Origin of the sequence: Sphingomonas sp. MJ1 (PH-R8), assembly GCF_048058635.1 — a bacterium.
Classification (GTDB): Bacteria; Pseudomonadota; Alphaproteobacteria; order Sphingomonadales; family Sphingomonadaceae; genus Sphingomonas.
In genome coordinates this window covers 1-24,077 of record NZ_JBBEFX010000011.1, presented here as the reverse complement: position 1 = coordinate 24,077, position 24,077 = coordinate 1, and the positions used below count along the sequence as shown (strand labels likewise).

27 protein-coding genes and 1 tRNA gene are annotated in these 24,077 nt (G+C 68.0%); 16 read left to right on the top strand and 12 right to left on the bottom strand.

Going from position 1 to position 24,077, the window contains the following annotated elements; all coding sequences use genetic code 11:
* Positions 1–6: 6 nt before the first annotated feature.
* On the bottom strand, positions 7–1,158 hold the full coding sequence (locus tag VPH46_RS10600; protein WP_416611085.1) for a glycosyltransferase family 4 protein: 1,152 nt from the start codon (positions 1,156–1,158) through the stop codon (positions 7–9).
* A 90-nt stretch (positions 1,159–1,248) separates the two neighbouring features.
* Here VPH46_RS10600 and VPH46_RS10595 point away from each other — a divergent pair, with 90 nt between their 5' ends.
* From VPH46_RS10595 to VPH46_RS10570, 6 genes are all read left to right on the top strand, one after another.
* Positions 1,249–1,461 carry a DUF2945 domain-containing protein gene (locus tag VPH46_RS10595; RefSeq protein WP_239435530.1) on the top strand — a complete coding sequence of 71 codons (213 nt, stop codon included), beginning with the start codon at positions 1,249–1,251 and terminating at the stop codon, positions 1,459–1,461.
* Between the two features lie 71 nt (positions 1,462–1,532).
* The gene (radA, locus tag VPH46_RS10590) at positions 1,533–2,903 is read left to right on the top strand and encodes a DNA repair protein RadA (RefSeq protein ID WP_317892079.1); all 1,371 of its coding nucleotides are present in this window, start codon (positions 1,533–1,535) and stop codon (positions 2,901–2,903) included.
* Between the two features lie 65 nt (positions 2,904–2,968).
* On the top strand, positions 2,969–3,511 hold the full coding sequence (locus VPH46_RS10585) for a CvpA family protein (protein WP_239435532.1): 543 nt from the start codon (positions 2,969–2,971) through the stop codon (positions 3,509–3,511).
* A 58-nt stretch (positions 3,512–3,569) separates the two neighbouring features.
* Positions 3,570–4,004, top strand: a complete 435-nt coding sequence (locus tag VPH46_RS10580; RefSeq protein WP_416611236.1) for an iron-sulfur cluster assembly scaffold protein — start codon at positions 3,570–3,572, stop codon at positions 4,002–4,004.
* Complete coding sequence (locus VPH46_RS10575; RefSeq protein ID WP_416611082.1) at positions 4,004–5,785, top strand: cation:proton antiporter; 1,782 nt, start codon at positions 4,004–4,006, stop codon at positions 5,783–5,785. The genes VPH46_RS10580 and VPH46_RS10575 overlap by 1 nt, the downstream gene beginning before the upstream one ends.
* Before the next feature lie 16 nt (positions 5,786–5,801).
* A complete protein-coding gene (locus tag VPH46_RS10570) occupies positions 5,802–6,134 on the top strand; it encodes a DUF423 domain-containing protein (RefSeq protein ID WP_416611080.1) in 333 nt (110 codons plus the stop codon).
* Between the two features lie 2 nt (positions 6,135–6,136).
* On the opposite strand, the gene aroB is transcribed toward VPH46_RS10570, so the two are convergent.
* Both aroB and VPH46_RS10560 read right to left on the bottom strand, forming a co-directional pair.
* Positions 6,137–7,237, bottom strand: a complete 1,101-nt coding sequence (gene aroB / locus VPH46_RS10565; RefSeq protein ID WP_416611078.1) for a 3-dehydroquinate synthase — start codon at positions 7,235–7,237, stop codon at positions 6,137–6,139.
* A complete protein-coding gene (locus VPH46_RS10560; protein ID WP_416611076.1) occupies positions 7,234–7,773 on the bottom strand; it encodes a shikimate kinase in 540 nt (179 codons plus the stop codon). Before VPH46_RS10560 ends, aroB begins: the two co-directional genes overlap by 4 nt.
* A gap of 81 nt (positions 7,774–7,854) precedes the next feature.
* Between VPH46_RS10560 and VPH46_RS10555 the strand changes: the two genes are divergently transcribed.
* The 4 genes from VPH46_RS10555 (at position 7,855) to VPH46_RS10540 (ending at position 11,701) form a co-directional block, all read left to right on the top strand.
* Positions 7,855–7,992: a hypothetical protein gene (locus tag VPH46_RS10555; protein ID WP_164521272.1), complete on the top strand. Its 138-nt coding sequence runs from the start codon at positions 7,855–7,857 to the stop codon at positions 7,990–7,992.
* Complete coding sequence (locus tag VPH46_RS10550) at positions 7,973–9,754, top strand: hypothetical protein (protein ID WP_416611074.1); 1,782 nt, start codon at positions 7,973–7,975, stop codon at positions 9,752–9,754. The genes VPH46_RS10555 and VPH46_RS10550 overlap by 20 nt, the downstream gene beginning before the upstream one ends.
* Positions 9,751–10,671 carry a tyrosine-type recombinase/integrase gene (locus VPH46_RS10545; RefSeq protein ID WP_416611072.1) on the top strand — a complete coding sequence of 307 codons (921 nt, stop codon included), beginning with the start codon at positions 9,751–9,753 and terminating at the stop codon, positions 10,669–10,671. The genes VPH46_RS10550 and VPH46_RS10545 overlap by 4 nt, the downstream gene beginning before the upstream one ends.
* Positions 10,672–10,753: 82 nt before the next feature.
* Complete coding sequence (locus VPH46_RS10540; protein ID WP_132882279.1) at positions 10,754–11,701, top strand: acetyl-CoA carboxylase carboxyltransferase subunit alpha; 948 nt, start codon at positions 10,754–10,756, stop codon at positions 11,699–11,701.
* A gap of 79 nt (positions 11,702–11,780) precedes the next feature.
* Here VPH46_RS10540 and VPH46_RS10535 read toward each other — a convergent pair whose 3' ends face one another.
* Both VPH46_RS10535 and VPH46_RS10530 read right to left on the bottom strand, forming a co-directional pair.
* A complete protein-coding gene (locus VPH46_RS10535) occupies positions 11,781–11,954 on the bottom strand; it encodes a Flp family type IVb pilin (protein ID WP_132882280.1) in 174 nt (57 codons plus the stop codon).
* Between the two features lie 128 nt (positions 11,955–12,082).
* Positions 12,083–12,271: a Flp family type IVb pilin gene (locus VPH46_RS10530; RefSeq protein WP_416611070.1), complete on the bottom strand. Its 189-nt coding sequence runs from the start codon at positions 12,269–12,271 to the stop codon at positions 12,083–12,085.
* An 83-nt stretch (positions 12,272–12,354) separates the two neighbouring features.
* Between VPH46_RS10530 and VPH46_RS10525 the strand changes: the two genes are divergently transcribed.
* Complete coding sequence (locus tag VPH46_RS10525; protein WP_416611068.1) at positions 12,355–12,741, top strand: (deoxy)nucleoside triphosphate pyrophosphohydrolase; 387 nt, start codon at positions 12,355–12,357, stop codon at positions 12,739–12,741.
* Positions 12,742–12,743: 2 nt separating this feature from the next.
* Here the strand turns inward: VPH46_RS10525 and VPH46_RS10520 are convergent, their stop codons facing one another.
* Positions 12,744–13,577, bottom strand: a complete 834-nt coding sequence (locus VPH46_RS10520) for a class I SAM-dependent methyltransferase (RefSeq protein ID WP_416611066.1) — start codon at positions 13,575–13,577, stop codon at positions 12,744–12,746.
* 44 nt (positions 13,578–13,621) lie between these two features.
* Between VPH46_RS10520 and VPH46_RS10515 the strand changes: the two genes are divergently transcribed.
* From VPH46_RS10515 to VPH46_RS10500, 4 genes are read left to right on the top strand one after another with little or no spacing between them, the layout of a single operon-like run.
* The gene (locus VPH46_RS10515; RefSeq protein WP_416611064.1) at positions 13,622–14,353 is read left to right on the top strand and encodes a ComF family protein; all 732 of its coding nucleotides are present in this window, start codon (positions 13,622–13,624) and stop codon (positions 14,351–14,353) included.
* Between the two features lie 32 nt (positions 14,354–14,385).
* Positions 14,386–14,643 (top strand): glutaredoxin 3, encoded by a 258-nt coding sequence (gene grxC, locus VPH46_RS10510; protein ID WP_416611062.1) that lies wholly within the window; start codon positions 14,386–14,388, stop codon positions 14,641–14,643.
* Positions 14,640–15,464, top strand: a complete 825-nt coding sequence (locus VPH46_RS10505; protein ID WP_416611060.1) for a carbon-nitrogen hydrolase family protein — start codon at positions 14,640–14,642, stop codon at positions 15,462–15,464. Before grxC ends, VPH46_RS10505 begins: the two co-directional genes overlap by 4 nt.
* Positions 15,461–15,889 carry a DUF1178 family protein gene (locus VPH46_RS10500; RefSeq protein ID WP_416611058.1) on the top strand — a complete coding sequence of 143 codons (429 nt, stop codon included), beginning with the start codon at positions 15,461–15,463 and terminating at the stop codon, positions 15,887–15,889. Before VPH46_RS10505 ends, VPH46_RS10500 begins: the two co-directional genes overlap by 4 nt.
* Positions 15,890–15,893: 4 nt before the next feature.
* On the opposite strand, the gene VPH46_RS10495 is transcribed toward VPH46_RS10500, so the two are convergent.
* Positions 15,894–17,945 carry a PAS domain-containing protein gene (locus tag VPH46_RS10495; protein ID WP_416611056.1) on the bottom strand — a complete coding sequence of 684 codons (2,052 nt, stop codon included), beginning with the start codon at positions 17,943–17,945 and terminating at the stop codon, positions 15,894–15,896.
* Positions 17,935–19,434: an ATPase domain-containing protein gene (locus VPH46_RS10490; RefSeq protein ID WP_416611054.1), complete on the bottom strand. Its 1,500-nt coding sequence runs from the start codon at positions 19,432–19,434 to the stop codon at positions 17,935–17,937. The genes VPH46_RS10495 and VPH46_RS10490 overlap by 11 nt, the downstream gene beginning before the upstream one ends.
* Positions 19,435–19,599: 165 nt before the next feature.
* Between VPH46_RS10490 and VPH46_RS10485 the strand changes: the two genes are divergently transcribed.
* Positions 19,600–19,676, top strand: a tRNA-Arg gene (locus tag VPH46_RS10485).
* A 63-nt stretch (positions 19,677–19,739) separates the two neighbouring features.
* Here the strand turns inward: VPH46_RS10485 and VPH46_RS10480 are convergent.
* The 4 genes from VPH46_RS10480 to VPH46_RS10465 all read right to left on the bottom strand — a co-directional run bounded on the left by VPH46_RS10480 (position 19,740) and on the right by VPH46_RS10465 (position 23,464).
* Positions 19,740–21,041, bottom strand: a complete 1,302-nt coding sequence (locus VPH46_RS10480; RefSeq protein WP_416611052.1) for an OmpP1/FadL family transporter — start codon at positions 21,039–21,041, stop codon at positions 19,740–19,742.
* Positions 21,042–21,075: 34 nt separating this feature from the next.
* Positions 21,076–21,483: a DUF2147 domain-containing protein gene (locus tag VPH46_RS10475; protein WP_416611234.1), complete on the bottom strand. Its 408-nt coding sequence runs from the start codon at positions 21,481–21,483 to the stop codon at positions 21,076–21,078.
* A gap of 360 nt (positions 21,484–21,843) precedes the next feature.
* Complete coding sequence (gene sugE / locus VPH46_RS10470) at positions 21,844–22,161, bottom strand: quaternary ammonium compound efflux SMR transporter SugE (RefSeq protein ID WP_416611050.1); 318 nt, start codon at positions 22,159–22,161, stop codon at positions 21,844–21,846.
* 529 nt (positions 22,162–22,690) lie between these two features.
* Entirely contained in the window at positions 22,691–23,464 is a 774-nt protein-coding gene (locus VPH46_RS10465) for an FRG domain-containing protein (RefSeq protein ID WP_416611048.1), read from the bottom strand.
* Positions 23,465–24,077: the final 613 nt, after the last annotated feature.

Sequence of the window (24,077 nt, the reverse complement as noted above, 5' to 3'; positions counted from 1 at the left end):
GCTGGATCAGTGCCCGCGTCGCCCCAGCATCTGAAGGTAGGCGTCGAGCACCGCCTGGTTGGCGGTGTCCCAGCGATAGCGCTGCGCCTTGGAATGGCCGGCAGCGCCCATCGCGCTCCGCAGCTCCCCATCGCGGATGATCCGCTGGAATGCGTCGGCATAGGCGGTGACGTCGCGCGGCGGCACCAGCACGCCCGTCACGCCGTCGTCGATCAGGTCCACCGCGCCGGTGGCGCGGGCTGCGACCACCGGTACTCCGGCGGCCATGGCTTCGGACGTGACCTGCCCCCAGGTCTCGGTGACGCTGGGGTTGAACAGCACGTCCATGGAGGCGACCGCCCGGCCCAGTGCGTCGCCCCGCTGGAAGCCGGCAAAGGCGGCGTCGGGAACGCGCTCGGCGAACCAGTCGCGCGCGGGTCCTTCGCCGATCACCAGCACCTTGTGCCGCACGCCGCGGTCGCGCAGCAGCGCCACCACATCGGCAAAGATGTCGAGCCCCTTTTCGAGCACCAGCCGGCCGAGGAAGCCGATCGCCACCTCATCATCGGCGACGCCCAGGGCTCTGCGCCATTCAAGGCTGCGCGCGCCCGGGTGAAAGCGGTCGTGGTCGACGCCACGGCCCCACAACCCGATCGGCGTCGTCACGCCCCAGCCGCGGATCAGCGCCTCGATCGACGGCGTGGGCACCATCACCTGATCGGCCCGGTTGTAGAAGCGGCGCGACAGGGTCGTGAAGATCGGCTCCAGAAACCCCATCCCATAGTAGCTGGCGTAGGTTTCGAAGCGCGTGTGAAGCGAGGCCAGGCAGGCGACGTCGTGCCGCCGTGCCCAGCTGACCGCGCGGTGACCCAGCACATCGGGTGCCGAGACATGGACGATGTTGGGCCGGAAGCCGGCAAGATCCCGGCGGATCGAGGCGGGCAGGCCGAGCCCGAGCCGATATTCGCCGCGCCCGCCCGGCAGGCCGACCGAGGGCACGCTCACCAGCTCGCCCGTGGGCGCGAACGCCGCCTTCTCCGCAGTCGGGGAATAGACGCGCAACGTCACGCCGTGCGCGAGCAGATGGCCGGCAAGCAGGTTCAGCGCATGGTTCGCGCCATCGCGCACGTAATTGTAGTTGCCACTGAAAAGGGCGACACGAAGGTCGGACGGCTGCATGGAGGCGGCCCATAGCCCCGCATGCCCCCGCGCGCCACCGGAACGATTCGCCGCCCACGGCGCTTGCTCCCGGACAGACGGAGACAGGCGATGGCAAACAGCTATTCCAAGGGCGACAAGGTCAGCTGGAGCTGGGGCAAGGGCACGGCCGAGGGCAAGGTCGAGGAGAAGTTCGAGCGGCGGGTCCAGCGCACGATCAAGGGCAGCAAGATCGTCCGCAACGGCAGCAAGGAGAACCCGGCCTACCTCATCGTCCAGGAGGACGGCGACAAGGTGCTGAAGGAAGGCTCCGAACTGCACTAAGCGGGCGGCAGGGGGGCGGCGACCCGCGGCCCGATATTCCCCTTTCGTTCTATGCGTGCTAGGGACTGCCCATGGCAAAACCCCGGAAGCGCTACGTCTGTCAGCAATGCGGTTCGGTAACCGCGCAATGGGCGGGCCAGTGTGGCGACTGCGGGGACTGGAACACGCTGGTGGAGGACGCCGGCGCCGTCGTGACGCCGTTCCAGGCGCGGCATAATCTCCAGTCCGGCGGACGCGCGATCCAGCTCTCCGGGCTCGACAGCGACATCCCGCTTCCCGACCGGATGGCGACCGGCATCTCCGAACTCGACCGGGCGCTCGGCGGCGGCTTCGTCGAGGGCTCGGCAACGCTGATCGGCGGCGATCCGGGTATCGGCAAGTCGACGCTGCTGCTCCAGGCGACGGCGCGGCTGGCGCTGGCGGGCAAGTCCGTCGCCTATGTCTCGGGCGAGGAAGCGGCCGACCAGGTGCGGCTACGGGCGCGACGCCTGGGCCTGGGCAACGCGCCGGTCCAGCTGGCGGCGGCAACCTCGGTGCGGGACATCCTCACGACGCTGGGGGAAGGCGATGCGCCCGACCTGCTCGTGATCGATTCGATCCAGACCATGCACTCCGACCTGATCGAGGGCGCGCCGGGCACCGTCAGCCAGGTGCGCGCCTCGTCGGGCGAACTGATCCGCTTCGCCAAGGAGCGCGGCACCGCGCTGGTGCTGGTCGGCCATGTCACCAAGGACGGCTCGATCGCCGGCCCGCGTGTGCTCGAGCACATGGTGGACACGGTGCTGGCGTTCGAAGGCGAGCGCAGCCACCAGTATCGCATTCTGCGCGCGGTGAAGAACCGCTTCGGCGGCACCGACGAGATCGGCGTCTTCTCGATGGCGACCGAGGGCTTGAGCGAAGTCTCGAACCCATCCTCGCTGTTCCTCACCAGCCGCGACGAGAGCGTCACCGGCACGGTGGTCTTCCCGGCGCTGGAGGGAACCCGGCCCGTGCTGGTCGAGGTGCAGGCGTTGACGGTGCGGCTCGCTTCGGGCGCGACGCCGCGTCGTGCAGTGGTCGGCTGGGATTCAGGGCGGCTGGCGATGATCCTGGCGGTGCTGGAGGCCCGCTGCGGCCTCGCCTTCGCGACGTCCGAAGTCTATCTCAACATCGCGGGCGGCTACCGCGTGCAGGATCCTGCCGCCGATCTCGCGGTCGCAGCGGCGCTCGTGTCCGCGCTCTCCGAACGACCCGTCCCGACCGATGCGATCGCCTTTGGCGAAGTGGCGTTGTCGGGGGAGGTGCGTCCGGTCGCCCATGGTGCGCTGCGGTTGAAGGAGGCGGGCAAGCTCGGCTTCGGACGTGCGATGGTGCCAGGGGCCCAGGCGGCCGAGGGGACCAGCCTCACCCTCTCGACCTTCCGCAGCCTGCCGGCCTTCGTCGATCACATGCTGGGCCGCTAAGAGCGCGGCTCGACTTCGCACAGGCGCCCGGATAGGGGGACGAGCAGGCGCTGGGGAGGGCATCGATGGAACTGACCGCACTCGACATCGTGGTGCTGCTGATCGTCGGCGGTGCCGCTCTGCTGGGCCTCAAGCGCGGCTTCGTGACCGAAGTGCTGTCGCTGATGGCCTGGATCTTCGTCGTCTTCGCGATCAAGCTGTTCCACACGCCGGTGAGCGCGGCGCTGGTGGGCGTGATCGGCACGTCGGCGGGCGCGGCGACGCTGGCCTTCGCGCTGATCGCCGGCATCGTCTATTTCCTGGGGCGGCTCGTGGCCAATGGCGTGGGCGCGCGCACCCGCACCTCGATCCTGGGGCCGGTCGATCGGGCGCTCGGCTTCGGCTTCGGCGCGGTGAAGGGCCTGGTGCTGTGCAGTCTCGGCTTCCTGCTGCTGGTGCTGGTGATCGACACCATCGCGGGCGGCCCGAAGCGCCGCCCGGACTGGATCACCCAGTCGCGCACCTATGCGCTGCTAGATTCCACCAGCGCCAGCATCGCCGACATCGTCTACCGGCGTCGGCGTGGCGAGCCGATGTTCGGGGAAGCCGCGGCGAACACGTCCTACTGATGTTTTTTGGGGCGCGTTGCCCCTCGCACGCAGCGCATCGGCGGTCTACATGCAGCGCGTGACCGCGCCGCTCTACAACACCGAGATCCTGCGGCTTGCCGCAACCATCCCCCACCAGCAGCGACTGGAGTCGCCCATGGCCAGCGTGGAAAGACGCTCGCCGGTGTGCGGCAGTCGCGTCACCGTGGACGTCAACCTCGACGCGGAAGGCAGGGTGTCCGAACTCGGCATGCTCGTGCGCGCCTGCGCGCTCGGCCAGGCATCCTCGTCGCTGATGGCGGCGCATGCGATCGGCCGCACGCCCGAGGAGCTGGATGCCGCACGCGACGCGCTGTCGGATTGGCTCGCGGGCGGGGAGGGCCCCCCCGACTGGCCCGGCCTCGCATTGTTCGAGCCGGCGCTGCCGCATAGCGCCCGCCACGCCTCGATCCGCCTGGCGTTCGAGGCTGCGGCCGAGGCGGCCCGGTCTGCGCGCGAAGGGCGGCCGGGCTGATGGAGGCGCATTCCGCCACGTCGTTCGTCCGCGACTTCGCACCGCTGCTTGGGGCAGCGCTTCTGTTCGTTCTGATTTTCCGCAAGCTGAAGCTCGGCGCGACGCTGGGCTTCCTGGTTGCGGGCGTCGTCGTCGGGCCGCAGGTCCTGGGGCTCGTCGGCGATGCCGAGGCCAAGATGGGCATCGCGGAGCTCGGCATCACGCTGCTCCTGTTCCTCGTCGGACTGGAACTCAGCCCGTCGCGGCTGTGGCGGATGAAGCGCGACATTTTCGGGTTCGGCCTGCTCCAGGTGACCTTGTGCGGCATCGCCATCACCGGCGTCGTCTGGCTGTTCACGCACTTCACCATTCCTGCGGCCCTCGCGCTGGGTCTGCCGCTGGCGCTGTCCTCGACGGCCCAGGTGCTGCCGATGCTGCAGTCCGCCGGGCGCCTGAAGACGCCGTACGGTGAGCGCGCCTTCTCGATCCTCCTGTTCCAGGATCTGTCGATCGTTCCGCTGATCACCATCGTGGCGGCGCTTTCGCGCAATCCGGACGATGTGGGCGGGCCGCCGGGATGGATGCTGGCGCTCTACACCGTGCTGGCGATCACCGGATTGATCCTTGCCGGCCGCTTCCTGTTGCGGCCGCTCTTCCGCCTGATCGGCAATCTCGGCGAGCGCGAGATGTTCGTGTTCGCGGGCCTGTTCACCGTCATCGCTTCCGCAGCGATCATGGAGGCGCTCGGTCTTTCGACTGCACTCGGCGCGTTCATCGCAGGAGTGATGCTGGCCGACAGTCCGTACCGCCACGAGCTCGAGGCCGACGTCGAGCCCTTCCGCGCGATCCTGCTCGGCCTGTTCTTCCTCTCGGTGGGCATGCTGCTCGATCTCTCGGCCATCGCCGAGCGGCCGGTGTTCGTGACGGGCATGGCACTGGCGCTGATCGCGACCAAGGCCGTGGTGATCGGGCTCCTTGCGCTGCTGTTCGGTATGCCGTGGCGCAAGGCCCTGGCGCTCGGCCTCCTGCTGAGCCAGGGCGGCGAATTCGGCTTCGTGCTGTTCGCCCAGGCCCAGCATGCGCTGCTGATCGCGCCCGAGGCTGCCAGCGTGTTCGGCGCCGTCGTCACCCTGTCGATGGCCACGACGCCGTTCCTGATGATGCTCACCCGCCGCTTCCGCGTGGAGCCGCAGGCGAGCACCGACGGGCTCGACGGGCCCAAGCATGACGGCGCCGCCGCGCTGGTAATCGGCTATGGCCGCTTCGGGCAGACCGTCGGGCAGATGCTGATCGGCCAGGGCATCAGCGTGACGCTGATCGACACGGATCCGGCCACCATCGAGCGCGCCGGCAACTTCGGCATGAAAGTCTACTACGGCGACGGCACCCGCATCGATACGCTGCGTCGCGCGGGCGCCGACGAGGCGCAGTTGTTGCTCTTCTGTATCGATGGCCAGCAGATGGAACCGATCGACATCGAGGCGGTGAAGCTCGCCTTCCCCGACGCTGTGATCTTCATGCGCGTGTTCGATCGCCTGTCGATCCTGCGTCTGAAGGGCGCTCCGGTGGAGGGCTATGTCCGCGAAGTGCTCGACTCCGCGGTTGCCATGGCGCGCAAGGCCATGGCCTGCGTCGGCGTGGACGAGGCCGAGATCGATCGGACCGAAGAGGCCTATCGCAACCTGGACACCAAGCGGCTCGCCCAGCAGCTCGAGGCGCAGGACCTTTATGCCGGGCGCGAGGCGATGTTCAGCCAGGAACGGGGAAGCGCCGCCCGCGACGGACTTTCGCGCGAGGCGTGAGGGAAGGGGATCGTCGATGAATGTGCTGATGCTTCTGGCCGCATTGTCCGGCGCGCTCGCAGTCGGCGCGGGCGCCTTCGGTGCGCACGGCGCCGAGGGCCAGGCGCGGGAATGGCTGCAAACGGGCGGCCAGTATCAGCTCGTCCATGCCGTCGCGGCGCTGGTCGCCCTCCGGCTGGAGGCGCGTGGGCCCGCATGGCTGTTCGTGGCCGGGGCGCTGATCTTTGCCGGCACGCTCTATGCGATGGCCTTCGGGGCGCCGCGCTGGCTTGGCGCCGTCACCCCGATCGGCGGCACGCTGCTGATCCTTGGCTGGCTCTGGCTGGCCTGGACCGGCCTGCGCGGCTGAGCTCAGCGCGGCTGGGTGTCGAGAAACGCCGCGATCTCTTCCAGCGCCACGCCGCGATCGACATAAGTCTGGCCGATCCCGTGCGCGAGCAGCAGCGCGAGCGTTCCGCCCTCCATCTTCTTGTCGTGCCGCATATGGTCGACCAGCCGAGCGCCGCTTGCCGAGATCCCGGCCCCTGCAAGGCCGTCCGGAAGACCCGCCGCGCGCAGGTGGGCCGCCACGCGTGCTGCATCCTCGGGCGGGCACAGGCCGCGGCTCGCTGAAAAGGCGAAGGCTAGGGCCATGCCTGCCGCAACCGCTTCACCGTGCAGCAGCGACCCGTCGAAGCCTGCCTCCGCCTCCAGCGCATGGCCGAAGGTGTGGCCGAGGTTGAGTAGCGCGCGCCGGCCGCTCGTCTCGCGTTCATCCTCCCCAACGATGCGCGCCTTGGCCGCGACCGATCGTGCGATCGCGATCTCGCGCGCTTCCGGATCTCCCGCGAGCAGCCGGTCGGCATTGGCTTCGCACCAGGCGAAGAACTCGGGATCGTCAATCAGGCCGTACTTGGCCACCTCGGCATAGCCCGCGCGGACTTCGCGCAACCGCAGCGTGTCGAGCGTCGTCGGATCGATCAGCACGATGGCCGGCTGGTGAAAGGCGCCGACGAGATTCTTGCCGGCCCGCGTGTTGATGCCGGTCTTGCCGCCCACCGACGAATCGACCTGCGCCAGCAGGGTGGTCGGCACCTGCACGAACCCGCAGCCGCGCTTCAGGATGGCGCTCGCGAAGCCCACCAGGTCTCCGATCACGCCGCCGCCGAGCGCAATCACATGATCGCGCCGTTCGACCCCAAGTGCGAGCAGGCGGTCCATCAGCAGTTCGAGCGTGGCCCAGCTCTTGGAACTTTCGCCGGCGGGCAGCACGATCGCCTCGCTCGCGATTCCCGCGGCCGAGAGCGACGCGCGCAGGGTCTCCAGGTGCGGCACGACCGCCTCGTCCGCCACGATCGGCATCGGCCTGCCGCGTGCGATCGGCGCCAGCAACTCCCCGGCCCGCGCGAGCAGCCCCGTCTCGATGACGACGTCATAGCTGCGGGTGCCGAGCGAAACGGGAATGGTGGTCACGGGCGGATCGCCTCCAAAATGGCGTTGACGGTGGCTTCGTGCGGGGCCTGCTGGCTGACGATGTGCACGGGCGCCATGGCGTAGAACGGGTTGCGGATCGCGGCGAGCTCGGTCAGCACCGCCTTGGCATCCTTGCCGCGCAACAGCGGGCGGTGGTCGCGGCGGCCGACCCGCTCGGCGAGCACTGCCGGCGCGGCATCGAGCCAGACGGCGAGGCCATGTTTCAGGATCAGCGCGCGCGTCTCTTCGTTGATGAAGGCGCCGCCGCCGGTGGCGATCACCTTGGGGCTGCCGTCGATCAACCGGGCGATCACGCGGCGCTCCCCGTCGCGGAAGTGCGCTTCGCCGAACCGCTCGAACATCTCGGCGATGGTCATGCCGGCGGCGCGCTCGATCTCATTGTCCGCGTCGACGAAGGGCAGGCGCATGCGGTGCGCCAGCCGGCGACCGACAGTGGATTTGCCCACGCCCATCAGCCCGACCAGCACGATCGGCTTTCCGCTCCACGGCGGTGTCGAGGCATGGGTTTGCAGCATCGTGGCCGGCGCTATACAGCGTGGCGGCGCGCGGGCAAAAAGCTTGTGCGCCCGCTTCGCAATCGTGAGTTTTCGTCCGCCATGTCCCGATCGCTTGTCATTCTGATCGTCGTCCTGCTGGTTCTCGTCGGCGGGCTGTTCTTCCTGGCGGGTCGCCAGACGGAGAAGCAGCCGGTGCAGGTCGAAAAGGCGGTCTCGCTTGAAAATCTCCAGAACTAGCAGCTTCGCCTCGGTTCTGGTGCTGGCTGGCCTCGTCGGCCTGCCGGCGCTGGGCCAGGACGTTCCCGAATCGCTGCTGCCGCCCGGGTTCAACGATCCGGTCGCGCCCGCGCCTGCACCCGGCGCGCAGCAGCCGGCGGCACGACCCTCCGGGGTGCCGCAGGCGCCGATCGCGGGTCCTGCACCGATCCCGACGCCCACGCCGACTCCGACGCCGACCGCAACGGCGCGGCCGGTCGATCCGAAGCTGCTCGCGCAGTATGAGCTGCCGGAGTATGCGCGGCGCTCGACTGCGCACATCGGCATCGACGGCGCAGGGCTGGGCCGCAACGCGTTCGCCGGAGCCGACGGTCGCATGCTGGAGACGCTGATGCGCCGGCTCGATGCGCCGGTGGCGTCGCGCTGGCTGTCGATCGCGCTGCGGCGTGCGCTCGCCTCGGACGTGGACACGCCTGCGCGAGTCAATGGACCGGACTTCGCCGCCGAGCGCGCCTGGTTGCTGCTGCGGATGGGGGAAGCGCCCACCGCGCGCGCCGTGGTGCAGTCGGTCGATGGCGAGAATTACACGCCCAAGATGTACCAGGTCGCCATGCAGGCGGCGCTGGCGACCGCCGATCCGGCAGCGATGTGCGGGATCGTGGAGCCGGCGCAGCGTGTCTCGCAGGAGCGTGGCTGGCAGCTCGCCCGTGCGATGTGCGCCGGACTCGCGGGCGAGCCCAAGCAGGCGGGCGTGCTGATCGACCAAGCGCGCCGTGCCTTTCGCCGGCGAGCAGTCGGCGCGGACATCGACCTGAAGCTGGCCGAGAAGGTGCTGGGCGCAGGGGCGCAGGGCCGTCGATCGGTGACGATCGAATGGGACGGCGTGGAGCAGCTCAGCGCCTGGCGTTGGGGCCTCGCAAACGCGACCGCGGTGGAAATCCCGGCCGCGCTGTTCGACACGGTCGGGCCGCAGGTCCGGTACTGGAACGCGCTAATGCCTGCGATTCCTCCTGAGCGCCGCGTGCCGGATGCCGAGCTTGCCGCTGCTCAGGGGGTACTGTCGAGCAGCGCGCTGGTCGATCTCTATGCCACGGTTGGCGAGCTGGACGATTCGCCGAGTGACCTGACCGCCGTCGCACGCGACCTCCGCGAGGCTTTTGCCGCAGCGCAGGTCGCCGATCGCATGACGGCCCTGCGCCAGGTGTGGACCGGCGCGACCGACGCCCAGCGCAGCTATGCACGGCGCGTGCTTACCGCGCGCGCGGCATCGGCGATCCCGGCGTCTGCAGACTATGCTGCGGACGCGGATGCGCTCGTCGCTTCGATGCTGTCGGCCGGGATGGACCTGCGGGCGCTTCGTTGGCGCTCGATGACACCGGAGGGCGGTGACGCCTGGGCGATGCTGGCGGTTGCCGATCCGCGTGCCCGGCAGGTGTCGCAGCGCGCCGTGTCGCGATACGCCGACGGCGACGCGCGCAAGGGGCAACTGCTGCTCGCCGGCCTTGCGGGCCTAGGCAGGCTGCCGGCAGAGGACGCTACGGAACTGGCGCAGTCGCTGGGCGTGCCGATCGGCGCGGAGAACGCCTGGACCCGCGCCATCACGCTTGCGGCCGGTCGCGACCAGCCGGGCACCGTCCTGGTGCTCGCCGCGGTTGGCATGCAGACGCGGGACTGGCGCGGCGTTTCGCCCCAGGCGCTGTTCCATATCGTCGCCGCCTTGCGGGCGGTTGGGCTTGAAGGGGAAGCGCGGATGATCGCTGCCGAGGCGATCGCACGCGCGTGAGCGAAGGCGGCGCGCCCGCCGGCAGCGATCGCATCCTGATCGACCGCTTCCTGGAAATGCTGGCGGCAGAAGCCGGCGCGGCGCGCAACACGTTGCTCGCCTATGGAACCGATCTGCGGCTCGCATCGGATGCCCTCGCGGGCCGGCTTGCCGATGCCGATCGTCCGGCGCTGGAACGGCTCGCCGAAGGCTGGGGTGATCTCTCGCGCGCCACCGTGGCGCGCAAGTCGGCCGCCTTGCGGCGCTTCTTCGCCTTTCTTGCCGATGAGGGGCTTCGTGCGGACGATCCCGGCCGCGCGCTGCCGCGGCCCGGAAGCGCGCGGCCGTTGCCGCGGACGCTGTCTTCGGCAGATGTGGACCGCTTGTTCGAGGCCATCGAGGCCCGGATCGCGCGCGATCCCCCGAACCCCCTCGACCTTCGTCTCGCGGCGTTGGTGGAGTTGCTCTACGGCTCCGGCTTGCGCGCGACCGAGCTCGTGTCCCTGCCACGCACCGCCATTGCGACGGATCGGCCATATCTGATCCTGCGCGGCAAGGGTGAGCGCGAGCGGATGGTCCCGGTTTCCGATCGCGCGCGCGCCGCAGTCGCCAGCTGGCGCGCCCATGTCCCGGCAGACAAGGCCTGGCTGTTCCCCTCCGGCAAGGCGCATCTGTCGCGCATCCGCTTGTTCCAGCTGCTGAAGGCCTTGGCTGGGGAGGCGGGGATCCCGCCCGACCGGGTGAGCCCGCACGTCCTGCGCCACGCCTTCGCCACCCATTTGCTGGAAGGGGGCGCCGACCTGCGTGCGTTGCAGGCGATGCTGGGCCATGCCGACATCGCCACCACCGAAATCTACACTCATGTCGACAGCCAGCGGCTGGTCGAGCTGGTCAACGCGCGCCATCCGCTCGTTGACGCCCTCCGCCGGGCACCGTAACCGGCACCCTGAAACTTGTTCGCCCCGCAGCCAAGTGCCGCGAGGAGCGGCAGCGCACCTAATCGAGACGGAACCCGAGTTGATGGCCACCTTTCTGGATTTCGAGAAGCCGATCGCCGAGCTGCAGGGCCGGATCGACGAGCTGCGCGACACCGCGGCCGGCGGAGAGGTCGACATCGAGGCGGAAATCTCGAAGCTGCAGGGCAAGTCCGATCGTCTGCTGCGCGACACCTATGCGAAGCTGACGCCGTGGCAGAAGACCCAGGTCGCGCGGCACCCGGAACGGCCGCACTTCAAGCACTATGTCGCCGCGCTGATCGAGGGCTTCATGCCGCTGGGCGGCGACCGCGCCTTTGCCGACGATTCCGCGATCATCGGGGGGCTTGGCCGGCTCAACGGCCGCAAGGTGATGGTGATCGGCCATGAGAAGGGCGACGACACCGCCAGCCGGCTCAAGCACAATTTCGGCATGGGCAAGCCCGAGGGCTATCGCAAGGCGATCCGCTTGATGCAGCTGGCGGACCGCTTCGGGCTGCCGGTGGTGACGCTGGTCGACACGTCCGGTGCGTTTCCCGGCATCCAGGCGGAAGAGCGCGGCCAGGCGGAGGCGATCGCCCGCTCGACCGAGGCGAGCCTCGCGCTTGGCGTGCCGATGGTCGCTGCCATCCTGGGTGAGGGCGGTTCAGGCGGCGCCGTGGCGCTGGCTGCCGGCAACCGGGTGCTGATGATGGAGCACGCGGTCTATTCGGTGATCTCGCCCGAGGGCTGCGCCTCGATCTTGTGGCGCACGGCCGATCGCGCGCCCGATGCGGCAGAGGCGATGAAGGTCACGGCGCAGGACCTGCAGGCGCTGGGCGTGATCGACACGATCGTGGCAGAGCCGCTGGGCGGCGCGCACCGCGACCCTGCTGCCGCAATCGCCTCTTTGGGTGCGGCGCTCGGCAACGCGCTGGGCGAACTGGAGGGGCAAACGACGGAACAGTTGCGTCGCGATCGACGGGCCAAGTTCCTGAACATGGGTCGCGCCTAAGCGCGATCGCGGCGGATCATAAAAAAAGAGGGCCGGACTGCCGTCCGACCCTCTTTCCGGTCATCGATTTCAGTCGAAATCAGGTAACCGAGTTGTTCAGCTTGGTGCCGACCTTGTTGAACGTGCCGCTCAGCGAGCCGCCCAGGCCCGACATCGCAGCGATTGCGGCAACGGCGATCAGGGCTGCGATCAGGCCGTATTCGATCGCGGTGGCGCCCTTGTTGTTCTTCAGGAAAGTGCGGATCTTCTGCATTGGGGTCTCCAACGTTCGTGCTTCAACATACCCGGCTGATCCGGGTGAGACCCGGTGCAGCATCCGTTGCAGTACCGACCTGTTCGTTGAAAAAGCGTTTAGACCGGCGAACGGTCTGGCTTGCAGAATCAGCGCCCGCTGGCGTCCGAGACTTCCTCGTCCGCATGGTCCCACATGCCCACGACCTGCCGCGCCATCGGAGCGAGCGTCGCCAGCGCGGCAAGCGCGATGAGCGCGATGATCAGCGCATATTCGACCATCGTGGCACCGCGTCGGTCGCGCAGCAGCCTGCGGGCTAGGCTTGCAATGACACGCATACGCTGGTCTTTCGCTCGCTTCTGACGAGAGGCTAGGCGCGGCGGGTAAAGAAATGCTGAGTGGAACGGGCGCAGGGTTGTTGATGGTCGTCGCTGCGGCCCTCGTCGACAGCGATGGCCGGGTATTGGTGCAGCAGCGACCGCTGGGGCTGCCGATGGCGGGTCTGTGGGAGTTCCCTGGCGGCAAGGTGGAACCGGGCGAACTGCCGGAGGCGGCCTTGATCCGCGAATTGCACGAGGAACTCGGCATCACGGTGGAGCGATCGTGCCTGGCGCCGGCGACCTTTGCCAGCGAGCCGCTGGGCGAGCGGCACCTCCTGCTGTTGCTCTACGCGCTGCGCAAATGGTCCGGCGTCGTCGAGGCGCGGCATGCCACCGCGCTTCGCTGGGCCCGGCCGGTGGAACTGCACCGGTTGGAAATGCCGCCCGCAGACCGCCCCCTCATCGGCCTGCTGGAGGCGCTGGTCTGAGCCTAGTGCTTGGGCCGTAGCGCCTCTGCCAACGATACGGTCGCGCTGCCGCGACGCGCCGGCTTCGGCTGGTCGGGGGAGGGCGCCCAGCCGGTGAGATAGATCACCTCGAACTGCTCGGACATGCGCCCGCCCGCATCGGCGCGTTCGGCAAAGCGGCCGGCAGCTTCGGCCATCGTCGTCCGGGACAGGGGCGCGCGGTCGACGAGGAGGCTGGTGCCGGCCATGCCGCGCAGGTCCTCGATCAAGCGGCCGAAGCTCGCATAGCGCACATTCAGGGTTTCGGAGTCGGCCACCGGCAACGCGAAGCCCGCCCGCATCAACAGGTCCCCCGCGGATTGGAGGTTCACCTGCGGGTGAACGCGCGCAGCGGGCCGTTCCTGCTCCGCTGCCATCAGCGTTCCGCGCAGCGTCGACAGCGTGCCTCCGCCCGTGAAGGCCGCCAGGAACAGCCCGTCCGGCCGCAGAACCCGGCGGATCAGATTCAGCGCCCCCGGAAGGTCGTTGACCTGATCCAGCGTTCCCGCCGACACGACCAGATCGAAGGAACCGTCCGCGAAGGGCAGCCGATCCTCGTCGCACTGCACGCCGCCTGCCGCGCGGGCGAAGGCGAAGCCGGGATCGGCGCGAACGATCCGAGTGCCCGGAAGCGCCAGACCGGCATCGAAGCAACCCAGGTCCAGCACGTCGGCGAACTCGCGGGTGACCGCATCGAGTCGTTCGCTCAACCCCTCGATCATGAAGCGGCGCAGGAAGTCGGACTCGCCGAAGCGGGAGGCGATACGGTCGCGGCGCAGGCGGCGCGCGGCGCGATGGAAGATCTCTGGCGGTTGCACGCGGGCGCTTGTGCGCCTTCGCGGACGCGACGACAAGGATAGCCGTGAACGCCGTCGCCGCCCTGGTTCGAGGCAGCATCGTGCTGGCACTGCCGCCGCGCTGCCCCGCGTGCGGGCAGGTGACGGAGGCGGACCATCGCTTCTGTGCCCGCTGCTGGGACGGCCTCCAGTTCCTGGGGCCGCCATGGTGTGCCGCCTGTGCGCTGCCGTTCGATCATGACCGGGGGGAGGACGCCTGCTGTGCCGCCTGCCTGGCGGCACCGCCCGCCCATGCCGGTGCCCGAGCAGCGGTCGCCTATGGTCCGGTCGCGCGCGACGTCGCCCTGAAGCTGAAATATGGTGGCCGGCTTGCCGCCGCGGAGACCATGGCACGATTGATGGCCCGGCTGATGCCCGCGGATGCGGAACTGCTGGTGCCGGTGCCGCTCCATCGCCGCCGCCTGTGGTTGCGCGGCTACAACCAGGCGGCGCTCGTCGCCGGAACCCTGTCGCGGATTTGTGGCATTCCAGCCGATCTCCATGCGCTGGTCCGCACACGGGCGACGCCGGTCCTCCGGGGCCTTGGCCGGCGCGAACGCGCAAGGGTTCTGGCGGGCGCCTTTGCGGTTCCGGCTTCTGGTAGGGCCAGGGTCGCCGGCAAGTCCGTCGTGCTGGTGGACGACGTCTATACCTCCGGCGCGACCGCCAATGCCTGTGCACGCAAGCTTCTTGCGGCAGGCGCCAGCGCGGTGACGGTGCTGTGCTGGGCGCGCGTGCTGGACGAGGCGCATGATTGACAAGCGGATCCCGCCGACACACCTCAGGCCGCATGGCAAAGATCGAAATCTACACCAAGGCTTTCTGCCCCTATTGCACCCGCGCGAAGCGGCTGCTCGAGAGCAAGGGGGCCGCGTTCGAGGAATTTGACATCACCATGGGTGGCGAGCGCCGCGCGGAGATGCTGCAGCGGTCGAACGGCCGCACCACCGTGCCTCAGGTGTTCATCGACGGCCGCCATATCGGCGGCTCGGACGATCTCGCCGCGCTGGACCGGCAGGGGGGACTGGACCCGCTGCTCGCACAATGAGGATCGCCCTGCTGCAGATGACGAGCGGGATCGACCCGCTCGCCAATGCGGCGGTGCTGACGGACGCGGTGGCCCAGGCGGCCGCCGGGGGCGCCGCCGTGCTGTTCACCCCCGAGATGTCCGGCCTGATCGATCGGGACCGGAGCAGGGCGGCGGCCGTCCTGGCGGACGAGGCCGGCGATCCCGTGCTGGCGGCCGTCCGGACGGCCGCGGCGGAGCATTGCGTGTGGGTTCAACTCGGCTCGCTGGCGATCCGCCGTCCTGACGGTAAACTGGCGAACCGCGGCTTCATGATCGGGCCGGACAGCATGGTCCGCGCTCGATATGACAAGCTCCATCTGTTCGACGTCGCGCTGGCAAGCGGCGAACGCTGGCAGGAATCCGCCGCCTATGCGCCTGGCGACGAAGCGGTGGTGGTGGACACTCCCGCCGGGCCGCTTGGCCTCTCGATCTGCTACGATATGCGCTTCCCCGGCCTCTACCGGGCGCTGAGCGACGCGGGTGCCGAATTGCTGGCGGTGCCCTCTGCCTTCACTCGCCCGACCGGCGCTGCCCATTGGCACGTGCTGCTGCGGGCTCGCGCGATCGAGGCTGCTGCCTTCGTGATCGCCGCGGCACAGACGGGCGTGCATGCCGACGGCCGCGAGACCTATGGCCATTCGCTGGTGGTCGATCCCTGGGGCACGGTGCTGCTCGACATGGGCGACGCACCTGGCGTGGGCTTCGCCGAGCTCGACCGCACCGTCCTTCGCGACGTGCGCGAGCGTCTGCCGGTGCTGCGGCATCGACGCGCAATCCCGCCCGTCGAGCGCGTCGCATGATCGTCTTCGATCTTCGCTGCGACGGCGGCCACGTCTTCGAAAGTTGGTTCGGGTCGAGCGCCGACTACGCCGATCAGAAGGAGCGGGGGCTGGTCCGCTGCCCGCTGTGCGACAGCGCCTCGGTCGAGAAGGCGGTCATGGCGCCCAACGTCGCTGCCAAGGGCAACCAGCGCGCGGCCATGAATGCCGATCCGATGAAGGCGGCTCTCGCCGCGCTTGCCAAGGCGCAGGAGAAGGCGCTCGAAGGCTCCGAATGGGTGGGCTCCCGCTTTGCCGACCGGGCGCGCGCCATGCACCTGGGCGAGGAGGCGACGGCCCCGATCCACGGCCAGGCGACGCCTCAGGAGGCGCGGGCCCTGGTCGAGGAGGGGGTGCCGGTCGCGCCGCTTCCCCTGCCGGTCGTCCCGCCCGGCGCTCGCAACTAAACCGTCAGCCGAGCATCTCGCGGATCTTGGCCGACAGCTCCTGGATCGCGAACGGCTTGGTGATCATCGCCATGTTCGTGCCGAGGAAATCGGCCCGGATCGCGGCATTCTCGGCATAGCCCGTCACGAACAGGATCGGCAGTTCGGGGCGATGCTGGCGGGCGACTTCGGCAAGCTGGCGGCCGTTCATGCCCGGCAGCCCGACGTCGGAGACCATCAGATCGATGTGCCGGTCAGATGCCAGGACGGCGATCGCCGCATTGGGCTCTTCCGCCTCGATAGGGACATAGGCCAGTTCCTCCAGCACCTCGCGCACGAGCAGACGCACGGAGGGATCATCCTCGACCAGGAGGACGGTCTGCCCGTTCCCCTCAGGCACCGGCCGGCTGGATGCGGCGGAGTCGTGCTCGGGCTGTGCGTCGACGGCCCGCAGGTAGAGCGACACGGTCGTGCCCGCCCCGGCCTGGCTGTGGATGCGGACCTGCCCGCCCGACTGGCGTACGAAGCCATAGACCATGGAGAGGCCGAGGCCGGTCCCCTGGCCGATCGGCTTGGTGGTGAAGAACGGGTCGAATACCTTCTGCACCAGCTCCGGCGCCATGCCGACGCCCGTGTCGGAGACGGCGATCACCACATAGCGGCCGGGCTGCACGTCGGGCCGGGTCGCCACATAGGTTTCGTCCAGCTCGACGGCGCGCGTCTCGATCGTCAGCTGCCCGCCCTCGGGCATGGCGTCGCGGGCGTTGATCGTGAGGTTCAGGATCGCGTTCTCGAGCTGGTTGGCATCGGTTTCCGCCCACAGCGCATCGTCCGCAAGCGCGACGTGTAGCGTGATGTTCTCCCGGGTCGAGCGGTGGAGGAGCTGCTCCAGCGAGGCGATCAGCCCGTTGATCTCGATCGGCTTCGTGTCGAGCGACTGGCGGCGCGAGAAGGCGAGGAGCCGTGCGGTGAGCGCCGCCGCCCGCTGCGCCGAGGTCGTGGCGGCGTCCATGAAGCGCTCCAGGTCGTCGGTTCGGCCGGCAGCGATCCGCCGCTTCATGATGTCCATCGCGCCGATGACGCCGGTCAACATGTTGTTGAAGTCGTGCGCGATCCCGCCGGTCAGCTGGCCGACCGCTTCCATTTTCTGGCTCTGGAGCAGGGCGGCTTCGGCCCGGGCACGGTTCTCCATCTCCGCCTGCAGTGCCGCGGTCCGCTCCGCGACACGCTCGGCAAGCAGCTCTTCGGTCCGCTTGCGATCGGTGATGTCGATGCCGAAGACGTGGAAACCGTCGACTTCCCCCTGCGCATTGCGGCGGGGAAGGTAGCGGATCTCGGTGTCGCGACGGCGCCCGTCGCGGTGCGGCGTCGGGACCTCCATCCGCACCGTCTCTCCAGCCAGCGCGCGCCGGATGTCTGCCTGGCGGATGTGATAGGCGTCTTCGCCCAGCACCTCGCGGACATGGCGGCCGATGATCTCCTCCGGAGAGACGTAGAACCAGTCCTCGTAGGCGCGGTTGCCGAACCGATAATGTCCGCTGCGGTCGACGAAGGCGATCAGCACGGGAAGGGCGTCCGCGATCCGGCGCAATTCGGCCTCGCTTGCGGCCAGCGCCGTGCGGCTGACCTCCAGGTCGAGCATCCGGTCCCGCGTCTCGAACTGGCGCTGGCGGGAGCGCATCGCCGAATCGGTCGCGCTCAGCAGCGAGGCGACGCTCAGCGGCCGTTCGAGCACGATGGCGTTGCCGGTCAGCTCCAGCAAACGCGCGCGGAGTTCCTCCGAGCCGGTTCCCCTGCTGCGCTGCCGCGCCGCGAGCAGGATGAACGGAATGTCCGACCAACTCGGCTGGGCCGCGAGCACCGCCCGAAGGACGTGGGTGCCCAAGCGCATCGCCTCCTCGGTCAGCAGGACTACGCCGACATGTTCGTCGAGGCGCTCTGCAACCGCGTTCAGGTCGGCACAGGCATCGGCGTCATAGCGCTGGTCCCGGAGCAATCCCACGACCGCTTCGGCATCGCGCCCGAACGGCGCGACCACCAGGACGCGATGGCCCTCTGCCGCGGTCCTATGCCCCACGTTCGCGATTTTCCATCAGGGGCAAGCGCTCGCCCACATATTCCGGCGTCCCCGTGAGCACCCCCTGGAAGGCAGTGAGGGGTGCCCCCACCCGGACGCCCTCGGCGTCGACGCGGAACTCCCGGATGGCATCCTCGTGCTGCCCCGCACGGTTCTTCAGCGCCGAGACCGCCTTGCGAATGCGGCCATCCGCCTCGAAGAAGCGCAGCAGCAGCACCGCGTCGGCAACATAGGAAATGTTGATGCTCGACTGCATCGTTCCCACCAACCCCTCCTGGGGGTTGATGAGGAAGGTTGCGACCGCTTGCTGATTGAGGAACGACAGCAGCTCGTGGATCTGTAGCACCAGCTGCTGTTCCTGGGGCATGGCGGCGAGATAGCCGTTGAGGCTGTCGATCACGATCACCTGCGCCGCGTCGCCTTCGACCCGGCGACGCACGCGGGCGGCGAACTCGCCCGGCGACAGCTCGGCCGGATCGATCTGCTCCACGATCAGCAGCCCGGCGTCGATGTGCTTCTGGAGATCCAGGTTGAACGCACGCGCGCGGGCCAGGAGCGTACCGATACGCTCGTCGAACTCATAGATCACGGCCCGTTCGCCGCGTTCGCAGGCGGCATAGGCATATTGCAGGGCGATGGTCGTTTTGCCGGTGCCGGCAGGGCCCGTGATGAGCGTGGAGGTACCCCGTAGCGGCCCGCCGCCCAGCAGCGCGTCGAGCTCCGGAACCCCGCTGGGGATCGCTTCGCCGACGGTGGCGCGCTGGTGGGCGGCGGCGATCAGTCGCGGGTAGATGTCGAGCCCGCCCTTGCTAATGGTGAAGTCGTGGAAGCCCGCCACGAAGTCGATGCCGCGCAGCTTCTGGACCTGGAGGCGTCGGCGTGCCGCGCCGAACTCCAGCGTCAGCCGTTCCAGCGTGATGACCCCGTGGCACAGGCTGTGGAGGTGGCCGTCGCCGCCGTCACGCGAGGCGGTGAGGTCGTCGACCAGCAGCACGGTCGTGTCGCGACCGGCGAAGAACTGCTTGAGCGCCAGCACCTGGCGCCGGTAGCGGAGCGGATCCTGGGCGAGGAGTCGCATCTCCGACAGGCTGTCGAACACGACGCGGCACGGCTTCACGCGCTCCACCTCGGCCTCGATCAGCTTGATCGTCTCGCCGAGTTCCATCTCCCAGGAATAGAGGACCGACTGCTCGCGGCCGACGCCCAGCACCTCATCGGCCATGCTGAGTTCGAAGACGTCGAACTCGTCGATGCTCCAGCCGTGGGAGGCGGCGACGATCGCGAGCTCTTCCTTGGTTTCGGACAGGGTCACGTAGAGCGCCCGCTCGCCGCGACGCGCACCTTCGCGCAGGAACTGGAGCGACAAGGTGGTCTTGCCCGAACCCGGCGCGCCCTCCAGCAGGTAAAGCCGGTTCGTCGGCAGGCCGCCGCGGAGGATCTGGTCCAGTCCCTCATTTCCGAACGGGATCAGCGAGGCGGGTTCGGTCATGTCGAGAATGTCCAGCAGAGGCAGTATCGCCCCCTAGCATCGTCTGGATCGGCCGGACAGCGACTAGATCGCAGCAAAGGCGTGCAGGCGGCTACTTGGTTGGCGGGGCGGAAGCCTTGGCCTGCGTTGACGGGCAACCCGCGTGAACTTAGTGGGTTGGCCGTGGCCCCGGTAGCTCAGCAGGACAGAGCAACGGTTTCCTAAACCGCAGGTCGGGAGTTCGAGTCTCTCCCGGGGCACCAGCAGCTCTTCGAATCGACAGGCGCGCACCGCCCCCGGGTGGAGACGATGCGCGCCCGGCGTGGTTAGAAGCGGACGCGGCCGCCGAGGGTGAAGATCAGCGCATAGGCGTCTTCCAGTCGGCCGTCCGTCACGACCGGCGTCTGCACCGGCGAGCCTGCGTAGGCCGCGGTGATGCGGTCGATCGTCTCGTCCTTGAACGCGACATAGTTGGCGCCCGCGTCGATCGTGAAGCTGGGGCTGATGTTGTAGGAGCCGCCGGCACCGAAGTTCCAGCGGTTCGAGTCCGGCACGCGTGCGTCGCGTTCGCCGTCGCGGGTCGGGGTCAGCGTGCGCTGGACACCGGCGCGCAGCGTCAGGTCCGGGGTCGCGGCATAATCGAAGCCGCCGGCCAGGCTCCAGGTGTTGCGGTAGTTCTCCGGGATCGCCGAGTTGATCGGGGAACCGAGCCGGATCGCATCGAAGTCCGCCCAGGTGTAGCGGATGCCCTGGACGTTGAGCGTCAGCGCATCGGTGGTGCGGAAGCGGCCGCCGACGATGATCTGCGCGGGCGTCTTGAACTTCGCCTTCACCCCGTCGAGCGTGCGGTTCTGGCCGGCGAGCGGGCCGACGAGGCCGCTCACTTCCAGGCTGCCCTTCAGCGTGTGCTCGATCGCCGACTTGTAGCTGATGCCGACGGTCGCCCAGTCATTGTGCATCTGCACGCCGGCGGTCCAGCCGAAGTCCCAGCCGTCGCCGCTCAGCACCTGCTTGCCGTCCGGCAGCGCGGCCGAGAGGTTCGGGAGCGCGTTGCCGAGTTCCGCATCGGTGTATTCGACGTTCAGCGCCGCGCCGACGCGCAGCCAGTCGGTGACGGCGACGCCGATCGACGGCTGGATGTCGATGGTGCGCAGGCGGGTCTTGTCGGCGCTGTAGCGGGCCCAGCTGTCCGAATCATAGTTGGTGGTGAAGCTGTACGGCGAGGTCACCGCCAGGCCGATCGAGACCCGCTCGTTGAGCGGCATGGCGACCGCGCCCGAGGGGAGGAAGCCGTTGTTGATCGGGTTCTTGGACACCGACTGGCCGCCGATCGGCGCCGGCGGCTGGCCCGGGCGCACGATCACCGTGCCGTCGTCGACCACCTTGCCACGCGGCAGGATCGCGGAGATCGCAATCGAGGCCTCGGCGCTGTCCATCTCGGCGATGGCAGCCGGGTTCCACCACAGCGACTGCGGGCCGGTGTCGGCGACTTCACCCGAGAAAGCACGGCCGGCGGCGCGTGCCGACTGTTCCTGGAGGTAGAAGGCCTGGGCATGGGCGACGCCGCTGGAGGCGACCAGCCACAGCGGAGCAGCGGCGAGCAGCGACAACTTGATACGAGGGGACATTTGGCTCTTTCCTGACGGTTGATGCGAAGCGAAGTTAGCGGACGCGGGTCCAGGTCTGCGTCTTGCAGAGCGGGACGAAGACGCAGCCGCGGACCTTGAGCTGGTTGGCGCCGACCGGGGTCACCTTGGCGCTGTAGGTCTTGCCGTCGTCGGCATTGTAGATCGTGCCGTCGACCCATTCCTTGCCGTTGGACTTGAACCCGCCCAGGATCTGCATCCCCTTGAGCGGCCGGCTGCGAAGCGCCGGATTGCTGTTCTTGACGTCCTTGAGCGTGGGATCGGTGCGCAGGTGATCGGAACTGAGCAGGCGGCCGCAGATCGATTCTCCGCAGCGGCTGATCTCGACAATTCCGTTCTTGGTCTCGGCTTTCCAGCGGCCGAGGGCTGCGTCCTGCGGCTGGGGTGCGGCAGCGACCGCCGCTGCGAGCAACATCGTCAGCATCATCGTTCCTCTCCTTACCGCTCGCCTGTGATGGCAAGTCGTGTCCCGCCTTCGCCAGCGCCCCCGGACTATTGGTGCCGGTGGCTGACGAATGCGGAAGTTGCGTGCAGGCTACGGTACCCGCGCCGGCTGTCAACCCTCGTAACAGGGGTTCTTCGATCAGGACACGCGGTTCGTGCCGGAATGCCACACACGCACCCTCGCAGCCGGGCTGCGGATCGGAAAGTTAGGCTAAGGTTAGGCCAAGACGACACGCCGCAGCGGTGCCGGCGCGCCGCTCGGGGGACGGGAAAAAGGAAGGTGGCGAGCATGGCGCCAGTGAAGCAGCTGACGCCTGTGTAGGACAGCCGCGCGGGCCGGTCAGTTCCCGGCGAGCTTCATCAGCGCAAGGCCGCTGACGATCAGCAAGGCGGCGATCAGGCGCATGGGGCTGGCGGATTCGCCCAGCACCAGGATGCCGATCGCAAAGGCGCCGACCGCGCCGATCCCGGTCCACACCGTATAGGCGGTGCCGAGCGGCAGCGACTTCATCGACCAGGAGAGCAGGCCGAAGCTCACCAGCATGCCCGAGATGGTGACGACGCTGGGCCACAGCCGGGTGAAGCCGTGCGACTGCTTCATGGCGGAGGCCCAGACGACCTCGAACAGACCCGCGATGATGAGAACGATCCAAGCCAAGGCAACCTCCGTACGAACGAGGTGCCGGGCCGTCCCGGTCTTGATACCCTTTGGCGGGGCGGGAACGTGGTCGCCGCATGGGGGAGATAGCGGCGGGGATGGGCCGGATCAATGGGGGCGAGTGCGCGCGCGTGAGCCGTCGCGAAGACCGCGTGCGGTAAACCTGGGCTCCCGTCTGTGCGGGAGCACGGTGAGAGGGGCGGTGCGCCCACCCCGTCAGTTCCGCCGCAAGACCGGGCGCCTAGGTTGTCGGCTCCTCAAGCCGACCGTCGGGAAACGCCCAATGTCAGACGTTCGGTTACGATCTCCGACTTCCTGAAAGCGGTCGCTTATTCAAAGGGAGCGGACCGGCTGAGATTGGGACTTTGCTGCCTTTCTCGAGCAGTGGACTGAACGGCAGGTTTTGTCGGGAGCTGACACATGGTGCCGGCTCGAACTCATCCCGACGGCGTGAGCTGGACCGGTTGTTCTCCGGCAGGGGCCAGGCTTCAAGGACGTGTAAACCGCTTCGTTCTGCGCAGGATAGCCATCACGTCGGGCGATACTTCGCAGCGATGTAACGTGCGGAGTTTTCGATGTATGGGAAGATCGTGCTTTCGTTGAGCGCTAGAGTGTCGAGCTCCTGAATGATCTTCTTCTTCGAACCGGCGCTTATCGTCATCCGCTCGATCTTGATGTCGGCGTTTCCCGTCTCGGGAAGGCTGGCGTCCAAGCCAAAAATGAGGAAAGCGCCGGATTGCGAAAGGATGCGAGTATTATTCAGCTTCCCTCGCACGCAAACTATGCGCTTCAGATCACTTGGGACGATCGCATCCCTGAAATAGGGCTTTTCTTCCTTGATGAAGTGGAGAAGCTTTCGGATTGGATCTTGACCATTGAACTGATCATTAGATCCCGAAAACGAGATCGCCTGCTTGTCACTCTGAGATAACTGCGCGAGGTTGGCGATGCAGCTAACAGTGTCGCTATCAAAAAACTTCATTTCGTTTTGCTTGATGGTGAAGCGTATAACTTCACCAGAGTGGTCTGCCGAACTCTTGCAGGCAAAATAGAGAGCAATAAGCGGATTGGTGGAGATGTCTAGCAATCGTGTCGGCAGCGAGTAGTGCTGCATCCGTACCAGTTTCTCAAAAGTAGAATGGTCATCACGAAAATCAGGTGCGTTCGAAATTAGAAGTTCCCGGAACATCGTCGGTTCGGCCTTTCGCTCGTCGTCCGTGCGAAATACTGCCGGAGAGAGCTTGTACTTCTCGCGGTTCGAATGTCCCCGGTAGAAGAAAACCTCGTCGTCGCTCTTGCTCATTCCGAAGACCTTACGAACGAAGCCCTCGACGCTCGTTATGCCCTTGGACAACCGCGACCCCCAATTACGTTACCCCAAACGAGAGCTTAGCGGGGGTATCGTCGGGCGCAACCCCGATCCTTGGCTAGCCGACGCCCGCTCGGCACCATGTAGAACGGCAGGTCGTAGGATTGGCGAAGCCCACTGTGAACGCCCGAGATTGAGCGCGATGCCGTTAGCCGGTTTCGTCGAGCGCGAGGTGCGAACGGCCGGTTTGGTCGTGAGTAGCCGCTTCGGTCGGCGACGATCAACGGCAACTATCGGCTTGAGCTCGCCTATAAGGTGTCAGGCAGAAACCACCACAATCGGTCGTTCAGTGCTCGACCTAGAAGCGGTCGTCGATGGGTTCACGACCAGGTTTTGGGGATTGCGAGACGTGCCGCGCCCGCGTGTGCTTCCGCGCAGGCGGGAGCCCAGGAGCCGCGGGCGCGGAGGGTGTGGTTTTGGGCAGGCGGAGGCGCCGCGAACTTTGGGTACCCCGGCGGAGGCTGGGGTCCAGTTGGGTGGGGCTGATCGGGTGCGCGGATCGTGTGGGCGCCGCAGCTGGGCCCCGGCCTTCGCCGGGGTACGGGGG